Raw genomic sequence first — 22,210 nt, forward strand, 5'->3', positions numbered from 1 at the left:
CTCCGCTAACGACCGCTTTTCATCCCCTTAAAAGGGGAGGCGCATGGACCTCATTTTTTGGTAAAAGTTATAGAGTGTATATTCTCCAGTTGACTGAAACTTCTGAAAGTACTTTACTTCTACTTTCTATGTTAATTTTATTCAGCGATTTTATTCGCTTAATGCCGTAGGTCTTAATTAATCTATAACTTAGGATTTATTAGGATTTATAACAACGTCAGTATTTTGATTTAAAAGTTTAGTGAGGTAATACAGCCTAATGGTTATTAAACAGCCAGCAACAGCAGCAATGCTGACCCAGAAACCAGCAAATGTCGGTAAAAAAACAATCCTAAGTGTGGACTTAGGACGAACAGCTAGTAAAGCTTGTGTTAGTCGAACTCCTAATGGTGTAGTTTTTATTCCAGCTAATGTCAAGCAATTAAGTTTAGAACAAGTCAGATCGGGTAATTTTGAGTCTAAACCTACAGACCCATTATTAGATATGTGGTTGGAATATCAAGGCTCTGGATACGCTGTCGGTCAGTTGGCTGCTGATTTTGGGGCCAATCTATTCGGTGATGAACGCTCTTTTGCCAAGTCCAAAGTAGAAGATGCTCTAATTAAAATCTTGGCCTGTGCTGGTTACTTTCAGATCAAGGGAGAATTTTCAATTGTGATGGGTTTACCATTTTATTCCCAAGAGCAATTTGAAAAGGAAAAGGAACAGATTGTTAGTCAATTACAATGTCTTCATAAAATGTCCTATCGAGGTGGCGATCCTGCCGAAATTAGAATTAATAAGGTTTGGGTCATGCCAGAGGGGTATGGTAGTTTGCTATGGTGTGAAGCTAACAATGGCAAGGAATTTAAGCCAGAGTTACCTAAACTATCTCTTGCTGTTGTTGATATTGGCCATCAGACTACAGACTTTTTAATGGTAGACCGTTTTCGGTTTGCTAGAGCTGCTTCTAAGAGTGAACCTTTTGCTATGAGCCAATTTTATGAAGATGTGGCTTCTAAGATTGAGGGAGCAGATGCTCAGTCTTTGTATTTGCTAGAAGCAGTCCATAAACCAGAAGGCCAGCGTTCTTATCGTCCCAAAGGAGCGACAAAACCGATTAATCTTGATGGTGTTGTGCCTGAGTTGCGCAAGGTTTTTGCAGCTAAACTCTGTGACCGTTTGATTAAGTGGCTACCAGAAAGGGTGACAGATGTTGTTATGACTGGCGGTGGTGCAGAATTTTTTCAGGAAGATTTGGAAAGGTTATTACAAGAGGCAGGTCTCAATGCTCATTTAGCTAAACCATCTAGAGAAGCAAATGCTCTGGGACAATATATTTATGGAGAGGCTCAACTAGCAATATCTAGATAAGTTTTAAAAAGCATTTCCTTACCAAATGCTCCGCAAACAGCATTTCAGCAATCAGCGTTTCCTAGGTCATGCTACGCAAACAGCTTTGCGTTAAGGGGATGAGCAACCCAAGCTTGGACGTTCCGGAATGCTCCGCAAACAGATACCATTATCTATGCACTGCCTTTTTGGGCTAATAGCTGTTAACGTAGTTCCGACCCAGGAGGCTAGCTAATAGCTGATAGCTAGTTAACATTACAAAGATATTTGGTGTTGTATAATCTAAGCAATTTTACATAGCCCCAGGTGCTAAAATCCAGTTTATAATTGAGTATTGCACTGAGTTCCTGTGTAGTTTTTTCTAGGTCTGAAATTAAAAAATAACGGGGGCACAGTAGAAAATTAATTTTCTCTGTCCCCGTGTTAAATTAACAAAAATATTACCTGATGCTTTGGGAAAAAAATCAGAAAAAAGAAGTCTTTTTTACCGAAGAGGCAGCAGATAAGCAATTATTGGCAGCTATAGAAAAAGAGTTAAATTCTCACAAATATCGAACTTTTAGCAATCTTTGTAAACAAGCTCTATGGCAATTTTTGGATGTATCTTCATCATCGACAGAGTTAGCTCAATCTGCATCTAATTTACAAAGGCTAGAACACAGAATTTATGAGAGGCTTACCAAACATTTTTCTGAGTTAGAAACAAAGTTTGTTTCTGAAGAATTGAATAAATCTAATAATACAGTTCAATCAAATGAAAATGAGTTAAAAAAACACTTGAATCAATTGAATCAACAGTTGAGTCAAATTCAATTAAATTTAGATGCTAAATTAATTGAAGTTATGGAGACTTTTAAAACAGAGTTGTCACAGATAGAAATACCTATTACTAAATCAGCTCAAGAAGATTCAGAAGAATTAACTTCTACTAAATCAACAGCAGAAGAAGATTTATCTGTTAAAGAATCAACAACGGATGCAGATCCTTTATTGCAGCGCTTAAGTTCTCTAATAGAAGATTTCTAAGTTACCGAAAAATTCAGGTATAAAGCCTCTCCATTCATGGAGAAAAAAGAAAAAAAATTCTTTTATCCAATGCTCTTATTGATAAGAAGAGGTAATTCTAAATTCGCGCATTCTTGAACTTAAACTCTAATTAGTACAAATACATTGCCTTGATTGCCTCTTCCAATGCGTAAATCTTCATCTAAATATGTAATATCTAACCATCCTTTTTGTTCTCGGTTTTGTATATTAAAATCAATAGCAGTAAATTTTTTTCCTGATTCTATTTCGGCAATTAATTTATTAGGCGATCGATAACCTATTAAACTTTGTAAACCTAAAATTGAACGATTAAATTTAACATTTACTCGCTTTTCTGACACAGCTTCAAACTGAGCAACAACACTAACTATTCCTTCTAAAAAAGGCAAACCAGATACTTCAGCAATATTATAGACTGCTGTATCTTGGACTCGGATACATTGATAAATCTCCCCTAGTTTCAGGAAAGGAAAGCTATCAATGCGTAGTAATTCTTGACTGGTAGTATAAAGTAATCGCCAATTGCCATTTAATAGTTCTTTTGCTTCAAAGGGACTAGGGTTGGGATTATAATCTTCTACTTGAGCGATCGCTGCTAGAATTACTTGTTGGTCATTTTTACTTGCTAGTAAACCACGATTTTTGCCTGTAAGTGTCTCTATTAATCTGGATTTATAAATCATAATTTTTGTTTATTGTCAATCTTTGTTGATTCTAGGCTGACAATTTTTCTTTATTTGCAGAAGAAGAAAATTTCAAAAACATTCTTCGGGTATCCGGGTCTTAAGCAATTTTAACGATATCCTTAACAGTAGCAAAAAATTTAGATCGGCTTACTACTTGGATTGATTTTACTTGAGACTTCGCAGCAGTTGTCAGGGAATAGGAAGTTAACGAAGTCAAAAGTCAAAAGTCAAAAGTCAAAAGTCAAAAGTCAAAAGTCAAAAATTAGAAGTTATTTTTGTAACGGGGATTTGAGTCCCCCTCAAAAAATATTTCGCCTTAAAAGGCGGGGTGGCGCAACCCAATTATTTTGATGAAATCAACAATTTCATAGGTGGAATAGATTTAATTAAAACTTTTGCAAGAGGTCTTTTGTTTGAATTAATTGAAAAATTTTAGATTTTAGATTATTTCTCGGTGCAAAATTATCCATCTTGCTTCTTTACTCAACCTATGAAATTCTCTTTTCCTTAATGGGTTTAATACCCCAGTTTATATCATTTTGACTACTGACTACTTCTTCAAGATTTGATGCAAGTATTCATCTAATCTTTTAAATTAGGACAGGAAAAACATTTGTATATATTATTTGCTAGCAAATTTCAAACAAAATCCCCTAAAATCCAATAGACCGGATAGAGGAGATGAGTAAATCTAAAAGATATTAGGATAAACTTACTAAAATTCCTTGACTGAGGATATATGGAAGAAAAACAACAAACAAACAGCCAATCACAACCTGTAGTGCCACAACCAACTCCGGTACAGGAAACACCTGTAGTGCCACAACCAGCTCCGGTACAGGAAACAGTCAATCCACAACCTGTAGTGCCACAACCAGCTCCGGTACAGGAAACACCTGTAGTGCCACAACCAACTCCGGTACAGGAAACAGTAAATCCACAACCTGTAGTACCACAACCAACTACGGTACAGGAAACACCTGTAGTGCCACAACCTGTAGTACCACAGCCAACTATGGTACAGGAAACAGTAAATCCACAAGTACCACAGCCAACTCCGGTACAGGAAACACCTGTAGTGCCACAACCAACTCCGGTACAGGAAACACCTGTAGTACAACAGCCAGCTACGGTACAGGAGACAGTAAATCCACAACCTGTAGTACAACAACCAACTACGGTACAGGAGACAGTAAATCCACAACCTGTAGTACAACAACCAGCTACGGTACAGGAGACAGTAAATCCACAACCTGTAGTACAACAGCCAACTACGGTACAGGAAACAGTAAATCCACAACCTGTAGTACCACAGTCAACTACGGTACAGGAAACACCTGTAGTGCCACAACCAACTACGGTACAGGAAAGAGTAAATCCACAACCTGTAGTACAACAACCAACTACGGTACAGGAGACAGTAAATCCACAACCTGTAGTACAACAACCAACTACGGTACAGGAAAGAGTAAATCCACAACCTGTAGTACAACAACCAACTACGGTACAGGAGACAGTAAATCCACAACCTGTAGTACAACAACCAACTACGGTACAGGAGACAGTAAATCCACAACCTGTAGTACAACAACCAACTACGGTACAGGAGACAGTAAATCCACAACCTGTAGTACAACAGCCAACTACGGTACAGGAGACAGTAAATCCACAACCTGTAGTGCCACAACCAACTACGGTACAGGAGACAGTAAATCCACAACCTGTAGTGCCACAACCAACTACGGTACAGGAGACAGTAAATCCACAACCTGTAGTACAACAGCCAACTACGGTACAGGAAACAGTAAATCCACAGCCTGTAGTACAACAGCCAACTACGGTACAGGAGACAGTAAATCCACAACCTGTAGTTTTGTCACCAAGTATGGTAGAGGGCCAGGTGGAGCAACCAGTAGGACAACCAGTAGGAGTTATTAGTCGTAGAAATAACCAACCTCAGTCACAACCAGTTCTAGTTTACAACCCCTCCCTGCTTCTAATACCTCGCCATGAACCGGCAGATGTAATCCCTACCCAACGAGACTCATCTATAGTGGACTGGTTAGAAACATCAGGCAGAATGTTACCTAGAGATCCTTCAGAATCAGACAATTATCTAGAAGAGGAAGAGGAAATTTCAGAATTGATAGCTGTAGATGACAATTTTAGTGATGATGATGTTTTGGAAGGAAATGACGATGACTCAGGTGAATAGATATTTTCAACAATTAATAATTAATAATTAATTATTACCTCTCCTTGAAAACGGATAGGATTGACGCGGTAGGGAAAATTTTTTCTCATTTAAAGGAGAGGCTTTAAAGCTTAATTATTCGGTAATTACCAAAAAGCTATTTAGTTAAAAGCTGAATTTGATAATTATTTAATCAAACCTAAATTATTAAAAAGTGTGTGTGGAGGAGATTTTTTTTTATGCAAAATAAGCTCATTGTTAACAAATCTATTACTTTATCGGGAGAAAACTTATTCTTGGGTCTGGGTTTAGGATTAAGTTCTTTTGCCCTAATTTTAGATAGCATGGCTAATCGAAATATCGGTATAGAATCTCTGAGTTTACCTCTAATTCTATGTGGTTTAGCAACTGCAAGTTTGGGGTATTGGGTTATACCCATACTTAGAAGACTTAAAGCTGGACAAATAATCCGGGAGGATGGCCCCCAAGCACATCTACAAAAAGCGGGTACTCCAACTATGGGAGGTATATTTTTTGTACCGGTAGGAGTAGCGATCGCTCTGTTATTCTCGAAATTTCATCCAGATGTCATGGCAGTATCTGCAATGACTCTAGCTTATGGTTTTATTGGTTGGCTGGATGATTGGAAAATTTTGCAACGTAAGTCTAATAAGGGAATATCTCCGAAAATGAAATTGGCTTTGCAGGTGGGTTTTGCAATGCTATTTTGTGGATGGCTAGCATGGAGTCAACCTAGCACGGTTACTAATATTGCTTTACCATTTGGTTTACAATTATCTTTAGGATTTCTATTTTGGCCTTTGGCAGGTTTTGTTTTAGTTGCAGAAAGTAATGCTACAAATCTTACGGATGGTGTTGATGGTTTGATGGGAGGTTTGGGAGCGGTGGCATTTTTCGGGTTAGCTGCTTATTTAGGTCCTACTGCTCCGGAGTTAATGATTTTTTGTGCTTGTATGAGTGGTAGTTGTCTTGGTTTTGTTGTTCATAACCGCAATCCTGCTAAGGTGTTTATGGGTGATACAGGGTCGTTAGCTTTGGGTGGAGGTTTAGCTGCAGTTGCTCTACTAACTAATACTTTATGGATATTGTTAATTCTTAGTGTGGTTTTTTTAATAGAAACTCTTTCGGTTATTGCTCAAGTGGGTTATTACAAGGCAACAAAAGGACCCGATGGTGTAGGTAAGCGCTTATTTAAAATGGCTCCTTTTCATCATCATTTAGAATTATCTGGTTGGTCGGAAACTCAAGTGGTTGGATGTTTTTATTTAGTTAGTGCAATTTTGGCTAGTTTTTGCTTATTTTAGAAATAAGTATTCAGTTATCAACTATCAGCTTTTTTGTTTTCCTAAATTCTTGTTTTTAGGTCGATTAATGTAGCTATAGCAAGGAATGAGTTGGTTAGGATTTATGTTGATGATGAACCTGAGACAGAGAAAAGCTTTTTCCACTGTTCCCTGTTCCCTGTTCCCTGTTCCCTGCTAATTATTAAGTGCAATTTTGGCTAGCTTGTGCTTATTTTAGAAATAAGTATTCAGTTATCAACTATCAGCTTTTTTGTTTTCCTAAATTCTTGTTTTTAGGTCGATTAATGTAGCTATAGCAAGGAATGAGTTGGTTAGGATTTATGTTGATGATGAACCTGAGACAGATAAAAGCTTTTTCCACTGTTCCCTGTTCCCTGTTCCCTGTTCCCTGCTAATTATTAAGTGCAATTTTGGCTAGTTTTTGCTTATTTTAGAAATAAGTATTCAGTTATCAACTATCAGCTTTTTTGTTTTCCTAAATTCTTGTTTTTAGGTCGATTAATGTAGCTATAGCAAGGAATGAGTTGGTTAGGAATTATGTTGATGATGAACCTGAGACAGAGAAAAGCTTTTTCCACTGTTCCCTGTTCCCTGTTCCCTGTTCCCTGCTAATTATTAAGTGCAATTTTGGCTAGTTTTTGCTTATTTTAGAAATAAGTATTCAGTTATCAACTATCAGCTTTTTTGTTTTCCTAAATTCTTGTTTTTAGGTCGATTAATGTAGCTATAGCAAGGAATGAGTTGGTTAGGACTTATGTTGATGATGAACCTGAGACAGATAAAAGCTTTTTCCACTGTTCCCTGTTCCCTGTTCCCTGTTCCCTGTTCCCTGTTCCCTGTTCCCTGTTCCCTGCTAATTATTAATTGAAAAACCGATGATGACAAAAGTTTCGGTAATTGTACCAATTTATAATGGTGAGAAAGACTTGCCAGATTTGATAGAATGTCTGCGGTCGCAAACCTATCCTGCTGACCAAGTAGAATATTTACTTGTGGATAATAATAGTGGCGATCGCAGTAAGTCACTAATTGAAGCAGCAGCACGGTCAAGTCAAATTACAATTTGTCTAGTCACTGAAAATCAAATTCAAAGTTCTTATGCTGCTCGTAATGCTGGTATTCGTGCTGCGAGTAGCGAGATATTTGCTTTTACTGATGGTGACTGTCGTCCTCAACCTCAATGGTTAGAAAGTTTAATTCAGCCATTTTCTGACTCTAATATTGGTATTGTAGTGGGAGAAATACTTGCTTTACCTGGGGACAGTTTATTAGAAAAATATGCTGATAAACAAGAGACTCTTTCTCAAAAACATACTTTAGCTAATTCATTTTGTCCTTATGGTCAAACTGCTAATTTAGCTGTTAGAAAGCAAGCTTTTGTAGATGTAGGATTATTTCGTCCTTACTTAACAACGGGTGGAGATGCTGATATTTGTTGGCGGATTTTACGAGAAACATCTTATCAGTTTAAGTTTGTAGAAAATGCAGTAGTTAAACATCGTCATCGTTCAACTTGGAAAGATTTACAAAGTCAATGGCGCAGGTATGGAAAGTCAAATAAATATTTGCATGAACTTTACGGTATCGATTTAATGGGAGAGTTTAAAACAAAGGAATATGTGTATCGTTTGAGTAGATGGTTATTAAAAGAGTTGCCTCTAACAACGATGAAAATAATATCAGGTAAGGCAGAATTGGTAGAGTTGTTTAATACTCCGATTGGTTTGTTAAATGTTAGGGCAAGAATTATCGGTCAAAAAGAAGCAAAATTATCAGATGAAGCACGACAAATTGAAAGATTTTAGGTAAGCATTTCCTTCGGAATGCTGCGCAAACAGCAGTCAGCCATCAGCTATTAGCTATTACTTTTAGTTTAGGATAAAAGCAATATTTAATTGTCTTACTACAAAAGTTGCTTCTCTTGCCCTTAAAGTCTATTTTAATTCAAACACTGTCCTATATGAGAGAATCTTGTTGCTGATAACTGACAGCTAATAGCTGTTTGCGCAGCATGACCTAGGAAATGCTTATGATTTTAGTCTAATTTTTTTATATGGAATTTCATTACAATAGGATGCTTTAATTATTGATTTTTATATAAGCTATTATAAATGCTTATTTCACTAATTGGGAGTTAAGATGTCAAAGATAAAGGACTAAATTTTGGGCAAAATTCTATCTTTAAAATAGTTTAGTTGATAAATGTCTAAGTAATAAAATTTGTTATTTTTCTACAGGCTGTATTGTGATATTATTATTGACACATACTCCAGTAATAATACTGGCAGGTAAGCTCAATTAAATCTGTTTAAAACAGGCCAAAAACTGATACATAATCTAATCAAAGAGGAGATAGTAACATGAAAAACTTGACTGTTGATAGTCAGAAGAACTGTTTATTAGTAGACAAAGCATGGATGGAAAACCTGCAGAAAGAGGCTGCATCTGCAAGTTTAGATCCTGGTATGTATGTTTTGCGGATTAAGAGTGGCTCATTTAGCTATGGTAGTGGTATGGGTGCTGAACCATTTGTGTTACTCTGGATATATGGTGGCAAATTTGTTAACTTGAAGACAAATGTTGAAACTTCAGCTACATGGTCTTCTTTAAATGGATATGATGATACGATTACATTGGAAGTTAAAGAAGCAATTATAGTTAGTGCTTTATTTCTTGATGTTTATGAAGATGATAATTCTGGTGAAGTTACTGTTTCTATTTTGGATGCGTAAATCATCAGTTTAATATTGGCTTTTTTGTCAAAAAATTAGTAATAAATTTGGTGCGATCGCTCTCTTAATTACTGAGATGGGCGATCGTTTCTGTTTATTTTGAAGGAAGAAGGAAAAAGGAAGAAGGAAGAAGGAAGAAGGAAGAAGGAAGAAGGAAAAATCTTGTGTTGTTTGAGTTTTATGCTTTTGATATGAGGATTAATAAATCTCATGGTGTTTTTTTACTTATTTAAAGTAAATGTTTTAAGACTAATAATTTGCTGTTACTTTTTTAATAATTAAAGTCAGCGATCGCTTATTTGTTAGGTAAGGAATTCAGAGTAATTTTCCCTGGTTTTAATTAATTAGGGTTTGCGCTCAAAAGTCTTTTAGTAGGAGCAGGAGACAGGAGACAGGAGACAGGAGACAACCCACCCCTAACCCCGACCGTGGAGGGGAGAAATGGGAATGAGCGAGGAGGTAGGAGTAACAATTGTAAGAATGATTTTTCTGCCCAACTATGGCCTAAAATACGCTCAAATTTGAGCATGAAGAGCTGAAAAATTTACACTGCAATTCGACCCCAAAAAGACACTTGTCTTTATATGTCAATGCTTTTGATTAGATCGGTCACGCCCTAATTAAACAAACCTGATATTTCCTATCTATAATTTAGGCAGTATCTCCATTTCTTTTCAAGACTGTAAACTTTAATTTAAGTGAGCGATCGCTTATTTGTTAGGTAAGGAATTAGAAGTAATTTTCCCTGGTTTTAATTAATCAAACAAACCTGATATTTCCTATCTATAATTTAGGCAGTATATCCATTTCTTTTCAAGACTGTAAATTTTTTAATATTTTATTTGCTAAAGAGCCAAAAGATTGACCTAATTGTTTTTTCAACCGCCATCTTTGAAAAGCTTGTTCATATTCTTCTCCTTCAATTTGAAAAGTTTTCCAGGCATCTAAAGCTAACCATAATCCCCACAATAATAAAATTGGTAAAGACCAGGAAAGAGTATGAGCAGTTACTAAATTCAGCAACAGTAAAAATGAATTTACAATGCCATATTTAATCAAACTTTGCTTTAATTTGTCTCGACGAAGTTGATTAAAAACTTGTTTTTCCTGAAACTCACTCCGGTGAGAAAGCCATTCTTGTTCTGCTGCTGCTAAGTCTTCTGGAGAAATACCCATTTCATGAGCAATTTCTAATACTTGTGCTCTTGTTAATTCGCCTCCTTCAGAGCGACGTGCTAGGGCAATTTGCAGAATTTGTTGGGCATCATCTTGAGCATAAGTTTGGGTAATTTGGTTTTGTTGGTTTGTCATAACTTTATTGTTTAAATTTTAGAATTATTTCTATCATATATTCTAGCTTGCTATAGATATCAAAGAATAACAATAGTAGATTCCTGTCCTGTCAATAGGTGAAATTTCTACTGGATATTATTTGTCATTAGCACTAGAGAAAATAACAGTTATCTCGAAATGTAGCAATCTTATTTGAGTTGTGAGATATTGTAGATTTTAGGGAATAGGGAATAGGGAACAGGGAATGAGAAAAACCGAATCAATCACAATAATTGCGAATTATTTAGGATTGCTATAGAAAATATTTTATACAGAATAGATGTATTTTTTGTTTGTAATTATCTGAAATATTTACTTGATGAATGGTCTCTGAAGCTATATAGCAGAAGGAAGAAGGTTTTAGTTATCTAGGAGAGAAGGAAAAATCTGATTTTGTCTGAGTTTTAAGCTTTTTATCTGTCCTAACCTTTCCTTCGACTGTTATAATATACTTTGAGGTTTAAACAAACTACTTAAAACAAAAATATGCCATCAAAGTCGAAAGTTACTAACAGTAAACCCAAAATAACTAACGCACAAAAAGAAGCTGCTGAAGCTGAGATTAGGGAAAAGCAAAAGGCTGTTAATTATAGAACAACGGAATATCCAGTAGAAGTTCTGGTTCAAAAGTATATGAAAGGAAGAGAAGACGATACTAATGAGTTATTTATACCTGATTATCAAAGAGAGATGATTTGGGATGAAGAAAGGCAATCAAAATTTATTGAGTCTGTATTTTTAGGATTACCAATACCTCCAGTATTTGTTGCTGATATTAATGATCAAGAAAATGAAGAAGATGAAGCTCGTTTAGAAATTATTGATGGAACTCAACGTATTCGTACCTTAACTAGATTTATTAAAAATGAGCTAAAACTATGTGAATTAAAAAAGTTAAGTCAGCTTAATGATTTTAAATTTGAAGACTTACCTCTTCCTCGTCAGAGACGCTTTAACAGAGCTACTGTTCGGATAATTGAATTAACAGAAAAAGCAGATGAGGAAACACGACGAGATATTTTTGAAAGAATTAATACAGGTAGTATTCAGTTAAATGAAATGGAAAAACGCAGAGGTATATACCCAGGAAGAGTTACTAATTTAATTGAAGAATTATCAAAATTACCAAAATTTAGGAATCTTTGTTCTTTTTCTCAAGCAGCTATTGAGCAACGAGATCCTCAAGAGTTTGTACTACGTTTTTTTGCTTTCTTGAATAAGTATAAAAATTTTAATAGTCAATTGGGAGTAATTAATTTTCTTGATGAGTATTTGAAAAATGCTAATGATGATGAAAATATAAACTTAGAGAAAATGCAGCATGAATTTGAAACAATGATAGAATTTGTCGAAAAACATTTTCGCGATGGTTTTCGTTCTGGTAAAAAATTAAATCAAACAACTACTAGGATTAAATTTGAATCTCTTTCTGTAGGTGTTGCTCTTGCTTTGAGAGAAAAAAATAATCTTCATTATCAAGGAGATGATTTGCTGAATTCTCCTAAGAGTAATTTTCAAAATTACACGAAAAGTGATGCAAGCAGTTCTAATAAGAAGGTAGTTCGGCGAATTGAATATGTCAAGGATCAGTTATTAGGTAAATAATGACAAGCATATTATTTCAATATTTTAATGAACGCTCTGAAGAAGTTAGTAAATATTTTATTTTCCTCCAAAGTTTACAGCAAGGAAAAATAAAATTAATCACAGAAAGTCAAGGAAATAGTAAAGCTAAAAAAATAGACACTGAATTAGAAAATACTCTGAAAGCGAGTGCTTATTTATTACTTTACAATTTAATAGAATCCACAATGAAGGATGCTATTGAAGCAATATTTGATGAGCTAAAAAATCAAGGAGTTTATTTTGATAATATTAGACCTGAATTACAGAAAATTGTGCTTCGTAATTTGAAGCAGAAAAATCCAGACAAAGTTCTTCAAAAAATTGGAGATATATCAAGAGATATTATTACTGTTGGATTTGATAAAGAAAAACTATTTTCTGGAAACATTGATGCTAAAAAAATTAAAGAAACAGCTCAGGAATATGGATTTTCTGCAAAAACAAAAATTGATAGTAGTGATTTATTGACAGTCAAGGATAACAGAAATGATTTAGCACATGGCATTAGACCTTTTGCGGAAGTAGGAAAGGAAATAAGTGCTGACGAACTGATGGAAATTAAAAATAAAGTAGTAGAATATTTAAGACAAATTCTGGAAAATATTGAAACATATTTAGACAATCAAGAATATTTAGACTCATCTACAAATACTCCCTAATATTATGTTCAGATTATGAAATATAATTCAATACGATTCATATAAGACCAAAACTTATAAGGTATCGATCTATAGACTCATGTACTTTCCTTCTCAGTACATCTCAATATTTGCAGAAATACTATTTTCCTATATATTCCCTGTTGCCTCTTGCCTAAAAGCGATAAATTTTTGGCTTTATTCAAAATTTAGATGCACCCTTCCTTCTTCCTTCTTCCTTCTTCCTTCTTCTAACTGTATTTACTCTCTCCAACGACCAGAACGAAGAATACTAATAATTAACCACAACCCAAGAAAACTAGCTACTGCAAATAAAGCTTCACTTAACACAGATAACTGACTACTTTGAGAACCCGCAGTTACAATAGCAGCACCAATAATTAACGAACCTACCACCACACTAAAAGATAGTCTATTAGCCGACTTATCTACACTAATAGCCAAAGGTTCAATATCTTTTAAAGTCAAATTCCACTTCAATGTTTCAGAAGTAACTCTATCTAAAAGTAAGTCTAATTGACGAGGCGACTCTAAAGACAAATTCTTCACATCAATAGCTGTTCTTAATAATGTCTGAACTGGATCTTCCCCTAATAACTGTCGCCGAAATAGATCCGTCATTAATGGTCTAATCTCATCCAAAAGATTAAGTTGAGGGTAGAAACTACGAGCGACACCTTCCAAATTTGCTAAAGTTTTGGAATACAAACCCAAATTACTAGGCAATTTAATTTTGTTATTACGACACAATTGTAATATGTCATAAAAAACTTCAGAAAAATTGATTTCAGCCAAGCTCAGATTATAATATTTCCGCAGCATTTTGCTATACTCATTTTCCACCTTAACTAAGTTTGGTTGTTGAGCGACTTCTGCCATTTGTAGAGTTAACTGAGTACATCTTTTAGCATCTAGATCGACGATCGCTAATAATAATTCCGTTAAATTCTCCTGACTGCGAGGATCGAGACGACCAACCATTCCACAATCTAACAAAGCAATGCGCCCATCTTCCAGATAAAATATGTTACCAGGATGAGGATCGGCGTGAAAAAAACCATTGATATAAAACTGTTGAAAGAAAGCACGACATAATAAAGTGGAGAGTGCTTGCTTTTCTGCATCTACATCCCCATTATTGTTAATACCTTTGACCTTCGCTGATAAGATAGGTTTACCATTTAGCCATTCAAGAACTAATATTTTCGGAGTTGTTAGTTCCCAATATACTTTCGGAAGCATTATTTGCTTGGGGTCAAACCACTTACTGGTAGATAAGTCTCGACGTAGTTCATCGGTATAACCAGCTTCCTTGGTGAAGTCAAGTTCAGCTTTCAGAGCAACACTAAATTCTTCCGCAACAGAAACTATATCGTAGTCATTGCCAAAATCTGTGAATGAGACTAATTCAGCTAAACTTTTTAGCAGGGATGTATCTTTGTCAATTATTCTGTCAATACCTGGACGTTGAACTTTTAGAGCTACTTCCGTACCATCTTTTAAAGTCGCTTTATAAGTTTGAGCGATGGAACCCGCTGCTACACATTCAGGGTTAACGTAGCTAAATACCTCTTCTAAAGGTTGAGATAATTGTTGACGAATTAAGACTTCTACTTCTGACCAAGGTACTGCTGGTACATTGGCCTGCAAACTTGACAAAGTATTTATATAGTCTGCTGGTAATAGGTCTGGACGGGTACTGAGTAGCTGGCCGAGCTTTACATATACTGGGCCTAAATCTACCAGAATATTGCGTAGAACTTCTGGTGTTGGTATGTCTGGTTCCCCAGCTTTGCCCCCTGTGAGAAGGGTTTTCATATAGCCCCAACCATTACGGAACACAATTTCGACTATTTCAGCTCGGCGAGAATTAGTTGCTGTCAGGCTAGATAACACGGGGCCTCCCAATGATTGGATTGATGTTTATTTTACCTATAGGGACAATTTAATGTATCTAAATATTAGGATAACGTCGATCAGAAGCTGATGCATTGTGAGTAACTTTAATTTCAGCTATAGACTTTTTTTCCCTTATTTATACTGACTTTTAAGAATTTTATCCGAAATAAAATGTATCAGTTATCAGTAAAACAAAAACTTTTGACTTTTTATTTTTGACTTTTGTTTAAATCAATGGTATCTATTTTGACAGCAAGAAAACTATAAATTATACAAATTTCTGCTTTACATTATTCCCAAAGTTCTTTATATTTATTTTATAATCAATAAAGATATGTAGTCAGGAATCCCAGGACTAAAGTTCAAGGGCCTGGACAGACTGCTCGAAGTCTTTGCCAGCCAACACCTGACTAGCCTTATACCTTTGCAGTTTAAGTTACAGGTCAGTGTTAAAGTTCCTATCTTGAGATGCTCTGCCAGTCCCATGCTCTAGAACTCAATGGTTAAACAGGCATAGTTGGTTAAGCCAGTACCTTTGACATAGTACCGACCTATAGCATTGTCATTTTGGCTGCCGATCTTTATTTATCCCCTAGCTAAGGCTAAGGGTTTCCAAATTACCAAAGTATTTTAGATGAATAATATAGAATCTATCGCAATTGAACGGTTTCAGACTCAGAGTCCTATAGATTTAGACAGTTGTCAGTTAAACCGCGAGTTAGTTGGGTCTAGGGTAGTAATGGTGATTGACTGCCCATCTACGGAAAAGTGCCATCAGCTTTGGCGCGATCGCTACCTATTAATGCGTCGGTGTTTAGATTTATGGTTAGCTCATCAAATCGTAATTAGTTATAAGGGACATCCTTACGGTCGTACTCCAATGCGTCAATCTTTAGCCTGATTATTTTTTGAGTTAAATTATACATATAGCAATTTTCATACTGGTGAGATATAGAACTTGAATACAAGTGTGAATGGTATAGCTATGAATTAATATTCTTAATAGATTCTACCCTTCTACTAAGACTTGTTCGAGTTGCAGTAGGGCGCTATATAATATATAGATTACAGCTAGCGGTGTGCAATGGCGCACCGTTAATATTTTTTGTCAATTTTAGTTATAGCAGAAGAAAGAAGAAAGAAGGAAAAAGGAAAAGTATTACGTTGTCTGAGTTTTAAACTTTTGAACTATCAAACACCTTTCGTTCGACTGCTATAGAAATAATTTTGTTAAAAATTAGACATCTCCAATAATAAAAATCAAATTAATTCTCGTACATAAATCATTAATTATTTCCCACTAATTCCTCTTTTATGGAGATTTCTATTACTGCTATTGTCTGTTGTCTTAATATTTTCTATACAACCACGTTAAAAACTACTATAGACATTAAAAATAAGTACCTATGCAAAATTAATTTAACATTTTTAGTAGGTAACAGGGAATAGGGAATAGGGAATAGGGAATAGGGAATAGGGAATAGGGAATAGGGAATAGAGAATAAAATATATATATTTTTGTGCTAGAGATGCCAATCTAAAAATAATTTTTCCTACCTATTTAAGCTGACCACCAAATATAAAATTAATTTTGCTTGACTACTAATACCATTTTTATGTGAAGCTGTGCAGAATTATGAATTCATTAATTTCCCTGTCTTTATCTACTATCAATTCTGATTAAAATTTTATTCTATGCAACTTCTATTAATTTGGTATTAGTAAAAGTATATAAAGGAAAGTTGAACGAATTAAGTTTTATATCTACTTGATCAGACTGACGTTTGTTTATTTATTTATGGTTGCTCCTGTGGGTCGTTTCGGACAAAAATACGTTGTACTGTGTAAGTCCTATATATAATAAATAATCAAGAAGATAGCAGTGCTAAATGATTTGTAAAAAATTCACGCAATAAATAATACCAAATTCAAAAAAGGTCGTTACAGTATTAATCTCTAAATTCCGACCTGCAGAGAAAACCACTGTAGCAATATTTTATGAAATTGGTATAAAAAATCTGAAATTATTACCCCTTTTTCCTAATTTAAATAAATTTTATACACAACAAAAATATAACTACTATATATTTTCAGTCAATATTGAAAATGAACTGATGTTAGATATTTCTCAAACAACTAAACCTATTCAGAAAATTCTATTTGGCAGTCCAGGTACAGGCAAAAGTTATAAAGTGCGAGAGATAGCAACTAATTCCTTGGGAATTAAATGGCATGAACAAACAAAATCATTAGAAAACACAATTAAAACAGTATTTCATCCTGAATATACTTATGCTGATTTTGTCGGAAAATTATTGCCACAGACTATCGGCAGTTCGGTTATATATAAATTTTATCAAGGTCATTTTTTACGAGCATTAGGATTAGCTTACAAAAATTTAATTAATAATAATAATGAGAATGTGCTGTTAGTAATTGACGAATTAAACCGAGGTAATGCTGCTGCTATATTCGGTCCGATTTTTCAATTGTTAGATAGAGAAACAGATAATTGGTCAACTTATGATGTTAATTTATCAGAGTTAGAAATAGTGGCTTTGTTAGGGTCGATGGGGTATGATGCTCAAACAACTGATAAAAATATACAAGTGGATGGAAGTAATTTTGATGTTTTTTGTAAGATGACAAAGATGAATTTAGAAATGAGTAATAATCAGGATGGTTTAAGAGTATTAGAAAATTTGACAAGTCAGAGAATTTCTATTCCTAGAAATTTATCGATTATTGCGACGATTAATACTTCGGATGAGTCTATTTATTATCTGGATAGTGCATTCAAACGGAGATGGGATTGGGAATATGTGGATGTGCCTGGTTATGGAATAGAAAAAATTAAAGATATAGCGATTGAGGGTAGGGATGAGAAATGGGTTTCTTTTGTGAATAAGTTGAATGATTTTATTAAGGTCAACCATCATCTAATTCGCCGCATTGAAGATAAACAAATTGGGGTTTGGTTTTTGAAGTCTGAAGATAATCAAGTTACTAAAGAATCTATAGAGAATAAGTTAATGTTTTATCTGTGGGATAGTGTATTTCCTAGAGATAGAAGACCTTTGGAAGATTTATTATCAAAAGGGGATAAACAAAGTATTAAATTAATTACATATTCTGATTTTATTGCTTTATCTGATGATTTTATTGATGGGATTATTTCTTGTGAATGGTTGACTTTTTAAGTGATTTTATTTTTTGCTGTTTATAGAGGATATTTAATACAGGAAAAGGCAGAGGGTAGAAGGAAAGAGTTCAAGAATTTAGAATTTAGAATTTAGAATTTAGAATTACTTCTCCTTGAAAAGAAGAGGATTGGGTTAAAAGGAATTTTTTTCTTCTCTTGGTCGATTGGATATGCTGAGGAGACCTAGCCATCCCACCCTTCGGGAAGCTCCACTAACAGAGGCTTTATACTTTAATTTTTCGGTAAGATTTTCAACCAGATTTAGTATTATAAAAATTGTTACTTAATTTGCTCGTAATTTCTTTAACAATTTCTCGAACGCTTGAGTTTTTTTACCGAAAAACTATGGTCTAATACCAAATTGATAAATATTTGCTACAAATAGCTAGGATATTTATTAGGAATCAGGAGTCATGAGTCGTATGGGAATAGCTTTAATACCATTTTTTATGGCGTAAATCATCTTTTTTTTTAAATGACATTTCCTGTAAAGTATTTTTATTGCTCTTACTATTCGTAACATTCTTTTTTAAAATTGGTATAAAGCCTCCCCCTTTTAAGAGGATAAAAAAAGAGAATATTCGTGATCTAAAGCCTCCTTATTGTAGAGGTACTGATAACTGATAACTGATAACTGATAACTGAAATGACTACTGCCAGGTGCAATAATTATTGTATTTTTTGTTGATACTAACTCTTGCCGTTGTTCGTGTAATTTTATTGCTTGTATCTAATAATTTTTCTCTTTATTCATACTTAATTCTCAGTAAACGTTGCGATCGAATTGAGGATGACTGTAGATATGTTCTAATATACTGCTGATAATTTCTAGAGCAAAATAAGATTGTTGATTATTAGACCGCGATTTATTTTTAGGAGACATCTAGTGGTTTTGTTGCGTATGTCGCAATAGGAGTTTTTACTCAGTCTGATATTTTTTTTGGCAGTCGGTGGTTTTGTTGCGTATGTCGCAATAGGAGTTTTTACTCAGTCTGATATTTTTTGGCAGTCGGTGGTTTTGTTGCGTATGTCGCAATAGGAGTTTTTACTCAGTCTGATATTTTTTTTGGCAGTCGGTGGTTTTGTTGCGTATGTCGCAATAGGAGTTTTTACTCAGTCTGATATTTTTTGGCAGTCGGTGGTTTTGTTGCGTATGTCGCAATAGGAGTTTTTACTCAGTCTGATATTTTTTTTGGCAGTCGGTGGTTTTGTTGCGTATGTCGCAATAGGAGTTTTTACTCAGTCTGATATTTTTTTTGGCAGTCGGTGGTTTTGTTGCGTATGTCGCAATAGGAGTTTTTGCTTAGTCTGATATTTTTTTTGGCAGTCGGTGGTTTTGTTGCGTATGTCGCAATAGGAGTTTTTGCTTAGTCTGATATTTTTGTGACAGTTAATAGAGTTGTTGCGGATAAGAAGCGAAGAAGAAATTAATGTTTTGGTTTTATAATCACTAATTAGGGCTTGCTGATTAATCCTAAAAGTATTGAAATATCAAGGTTTCAGCCTTATTAGGTTGAAAAAAAGTGCCAGCTTTTCGCTCAAGAAAGCTCAAAAAACTAGCATTTTGGGCAAGAGTTGGGCAGAAAAATTAAGGGACAATTCTTTCTACTAAATCCTCTGTAATTCCCATTTATCCTGACTCCTGACTCCTGACTCCTACCCTCACCCATAAGACTTTTTCAGCAAACCCTAATTATCTGAGTTTAATATTAGTCCCTAAATTTATTTATCTGCTTTACCGAATAATTAATAATTAATAATTAAATAATTCGCGCCTTGAAGCCTCCCCTTTTAAGGGGAAAAAAGCGGTCGAGGGATGGCGAGGTCCCCTCGCTATATCCAATCTACCAAGAGAAGAAATAATATTTCCTTATATTCAATTCCGTAGCGGTTTTAACCAGAGGTAATTATCAATTATCAATTATCAATTATCAATTAATGAATTCTTCCTTGCTTCCCTCTCTCCTAGATAACTAAACACTTTCTTCCTTCCTCATAAAAATGATAAATTTTGCCGAATTAAAGCCTAGAGTTAACACTAAATATTCTTTTGTCGGCATTGAAAAAAAAGGAGGTAAGTTAATTTTTCATTTACCTAAAGGATTTACTCAGGATGACCCGAATATTAATAAATTTGACTTTAAATGTGAATTATTTTTCAAGCTCTATAAAGTTCTGAAAATTGTGCAAAATATTTATCAAGAAAAAGGATATTTGCAGAAAAATATTAAAATTAATGACCGTGACGGTGTATTAAAACAGGAAGCAGGAAAAGAAACGATCGTCAACGATAATCAAGAAAGCATTTTTTATAGCAAACTTGATGCCTTAGATAATATTTTAGATGTCTACGATGAGTTGAAAATATTAGCACTTGTCTCTCGTCTTAGTAAATCTGAAACTATAGACTATAGTAAAATTCATCGTTATCTTCACAAATCTACTTTCCTGAATAATGGTGCTATTTTTATTGATTCTATTGATATACCTCGCCAACAAATATCTTATGAAGCTTCTGATATTGTGGCTATGTATTGTTATATATTTACTGAGATTAAACAAAAATTAGGGGAAAATTTTAATCCAGAAATTGCTGCTCTATCTGCTAGGTTTCGGCAAAAGTATATTGGGTATGAATATAGTCTGTTTAGCGAAGACCATTTTTCCTTAATCATCAATACTTTGAGGGATGCTTTAGAAACAATTGATAACTATACAGCGTTAAAAGATATAGATTATTGGGATTTTTATGATGCAGTTGAGAAATTTTTATATGGGGAATTGGATGATGTAGAAGATGGCAAAATATGGGGATTTAATAATTTTCATAGTGTTTGGGAGGGAATGTGTTTAACTTATCTGCTCAGATACACAAATCCATGTTTTGTCTGTTATCTGAATAGCCGATATATTGCTTATGAAATAATTGCTCATTTGAATTACAAAAATAGAATTATTGATTTGAGCAAGATTTTTCATGTCAACAGCAAAGATATTTTTCCCGATGCTGTAATTATTTCATTTAATACTAAAAATAATCGCTCAAACTCCACACTCCCAGATTTAATCCCACCTACAACTTCATATAAAATTGAAAAAGTCAAAAATTGGAATGACTTACAGTACTACACCACCTTTAAATGTAATAAATATCAATTAAAAATTGCCCTTCTTAATCAAAATCCAGAACTAGAAAACCATACTTTTAACGAGTTAGCTAAATTCTGCAAACTTGAGGGAGATACACTGATAGTTAACTCCTTGCCAAATCAGTTTTATTCTTATTGGGAAATTTTGGATGACTTTAGTCTCGAACAACTACAAATGATGGAAAATTTGAATCACATATTCTATCTAGCTCTTAAATTTGGCATATTATCTCCCGATAGATTTTTTCAACGGTTTATTGATTATGTTTTGGGGTCTGAATATCTCCTTAAAGACAACATATTCTATCTATCTCTCCTTCGGGATAAAGATAGACTCCGCTCTCTCAAAGAAATCAATCAAAGCTTTAGTAATTTCCTGAATAAAATTATCAATAAAATCTCTATTCAGGTGATTGATATTAAATATGCCAACTTTGATTATTATCTGAATCCAGGAAACCGAGAAGAAATTAAAAGTAGAAGTATTAGAAAACAATTTGTCTATGAGTATTTGATTCAAAATTATCTGGAAAATTATCAAAATACTGTTAAAAATTGGAGTATTAACAGTGAATTTTGGCTGCCTACTTACAGGAAAAATTTACCAGTCCTTACTCCTGGTACTAAATATATGGATAATTATGTGAAATTAACGGGGGTTAATATTATGAAAGTTATTGATAGTTATATTGAGTAATAATTAAACTGACATTCTGCTCCTTAATTTGTATTATGAAAACTCTACAATAGTCAAAAAAATTCCGGATATTTGCATCAAAGAGGGAAAAGTGTTAAGGCAGGTTAATTGGGTGCATCTCAGATCCGCGATAAGTAGAAATACTCAACCACAGCCATTAGGCGCAACACCGCAATGGCTACCAAGTAATACCTCTAATCTTCTCAAACATTGTTTCCTTATATAAATGGGGTTTTTAGTGCTTAATTCCTCTAAATATTTTTACCCATTACCTAATTGAGATGCACCCAGTTAATTTAGACTACTGAGGATTAGTGCAGAACGGAGTT

14 protein-coding genes are annotated in these 22,210 nt (G+C 34.3%); 11 read left to right on the forward strand and 3 right to left on the reverse strand.

What is annotated here, in order from left to right:
* Positions 1-259 precede the first annotated feature (259 nt).
* Both SAGCYANO_RS11060 and SAGCYANO_RS11065 read left to right on the forward strand, forming a co-directional pair.
* Positions 260-1,354 carry a ParM/StbA family protein gene (locus SAGCYANO_RS11060; protein WP_202220124.1) on the forward strand — a complete coding sequence of 365 codons (1,095 nt, stop codon included), beginning with the start codon at positions 260-262 and terminating at the stop codon, positions 1,352-1,354.
* A 426-nt stretch (positions 1,355-1,780) separates the two neighbouring features.
* A complete protein-coding gene (locus tag SAGCYANO_RS11065; RefSeq protein WP_202220125.1) occupies positions 1,781-2,359 on the forward strand; it encodes a hypothetical protein in 579 nt (192 codons plus the stop codon).
* A gap of 119 nt (positions 2,360-2,478) precedes the next feature.
* On the opposite strand, the gene SAGCYANO_RS11070 is transcribed toward SAGCYANO_RS11065, so the two are convergent.
* A complete protein-coding gene (locus SAGCYANO_RS11070; RefSeq protein WP_202220126.1) occupies positions 2,479-3,063 on the reverse strand; it encodes a PAP/fibrillin family protein in 585 nt (194 codons plus the stop codon).
* A 742-nt stretch (positions 3,064-3,805) separates the two neighbouring features.
* Between SAGCYANO_RS11070 and SAGCYANO_RS44565 the strand changes: the two genes are divergently transcribed.
* The 4 genes from SAGCYANO_RS44565 (at position 3,806) to SAGCYANO_RS11090 (ending at position 9,317) form a co-directional block, all read left to right on the forward strand.
* Entirely contained in the window at positions 3,806-5,281 is a 1,476-nt protein-coding gene (locus tag SAGCYANO_RS44565) for a DUF3134 family protein (protein WP_237396055.1), read from the forward strand.
* Between the two features lie 218 nt (positions 5,282-5,499).
* Entirely contained in the window at positions 5,500-6,585 is a 1,086-nt protein-coding gene (gene mraY / locus SAGCYANO_RS11080) for a phospho-N-acetylmuramoyl-pentapeptide-transferase (RefSeq protein WP_202220127.1), read from the forward strand.
* 878 nt (positions 6,586-7,463) lie between these two features.
* Positions 7,464-8,390, forward strand: a complete 927-nt coding sequence (locus SAGCYANO_RS11085; protein WP_202220244.1) for a glycosyltransferase family 2 protein — start codon at positions 7,464-7,466, stop codon at positions 8,388-8,390.
* 555 nt (positions 8,391-8,945) lie between these two features.
* The gene (locus SAGCYANO_RS11090) at positions 8,946-9,317 is read left to right on the forward strand and encodes a hypothetical protein (RefSeq protein ID WP_202220128.1); all 372 of its coding nucleotides are present in this window, start codon (positions 8,946-8,948) and stop codon (positions 9,315-9,317) included.
* Between the two features lie 813 nt (positions 9,318-10,130).
* Here the strand turns inward: SAGCYANO_RS11090 and SAGCYANO_RS11095 are convergent.
* The gene (locus SAGCYANO_RS11095) at positions 10,131-10,628 is read right to left on the reverse strand and encodes a 2TM domain-containing protein (protein ID WP_202220129.1); all 498 of its coding nucleotides are present in this window, start codon (positions 10,626-10,628) and stop codon (positions 10,131-10,133) included.
* A gap of 507 nt (positions 10,629-11,135) precedes the next feature.
* On the opposite strand from SAGCYANO_RS11095, the gene SAGCYANO_RS11100 reads away from it, so the two are divergent.
* Positions 11,136-12,254 (forward strand): DUF262 domain-containing protein, encoded by a 1,119-nt coding sequence (locus SAGCYANO_RS11100; protein ID WP_202220130.1) that lies wholly within the window; start codon positions 11,136-11,138, stop codon positions 12,252-12,254.
* Positions 12,254-12,934: an MAE_28990/MAE_18760 family HEPN-like nuclease gene (locus tag SAGCYANO_RS11105; RefSeq protein WP_202220131.1), complete on the forward strand. Its 681-nt coding sequence runs from the start codon at positions 12,254-12,256 to the stop codon at positions 12,932-12,934. The genes SAGCYANO_RS11100 and SAGCYANO_RS11105 overlap by 1 nt, the downstream gene beginning before the upstream one ends.
* Positions 12,935-13,174: 240 nt before the next feature.
* Here SAGCYANO_RS11105 and SAGCYANO_RS11110 read toward each other — a convergent pair whose 3' ends face one another.
* Positions 13,175-14,830: an AarF/ABC1/UbiB kinase family protein gene (locus SAGCYANO_RS11110; protein WP_237396056.1), complete on the reverse strand. Its 1,656-nt coding sequence runs from the start codon at positions 14,828-14,830 to the stop codon at positions 13,175-13,177.
* 637 nt (positions 14,831-15,467) lie between these two features.
* Here SAGCYANO_RS11110 and SAGCYANO_RS11115 point away from each other — a divergent pair.
* The 3 genes from SAGCYANO_RS11115 (at position 15,468) to SAGCYANO_RS11125 (ending at position 21,881) form a co-directional block, all read left to right on the forward strand.
* Positions 15,468-15,734 carry a hypothetical protein gene (locus tag SAGCYANO_RS11115; protein WP_202220132.1) on the forward strand — a complete coding sequence of 89 codons (267 nt, stop codon included), beginning with the start codon at positions 15,468-15,470 and terminating at the stop codon, positions 15,732-15,734.
* A gap of 1,213 nt (positions 15,735-16,947) precedes the next feature.
* Positions 16,948-18,033 carry a restriction endonuclease gene (locus tag SAGCYANO_RS11120; protein WP_202220133.1) on the forward strand — a complete coding sequence of 362 codons (1,086 nt, stop codon included), beginning with the start codon at positions 16,948-16,950 and terminating at the stop codon, positions 18,031-18,033.
* 2,003 nt (positions 18,034-20,036) lie between these two features.
* Entirely contained in the window at positions 20,037-21,881 is a 1,845-nt protein-coding gene (locus SAGCYANO_RS11125) for a hypothetical protein (RefSeq protein WP_202220134.1), read from the forward strand.
* Positions 21,882-22,210 lie beyond the last annotated feature (329 nt).

This window comes from Okeania sp. KiyG1 (genome assembly GCF_014132355.1).
Lineage (GTDB): Bacteria > Cyanobacteriota > Cyanobacteriia > Cyanobacteriales > Microcoleaceae > Okeania.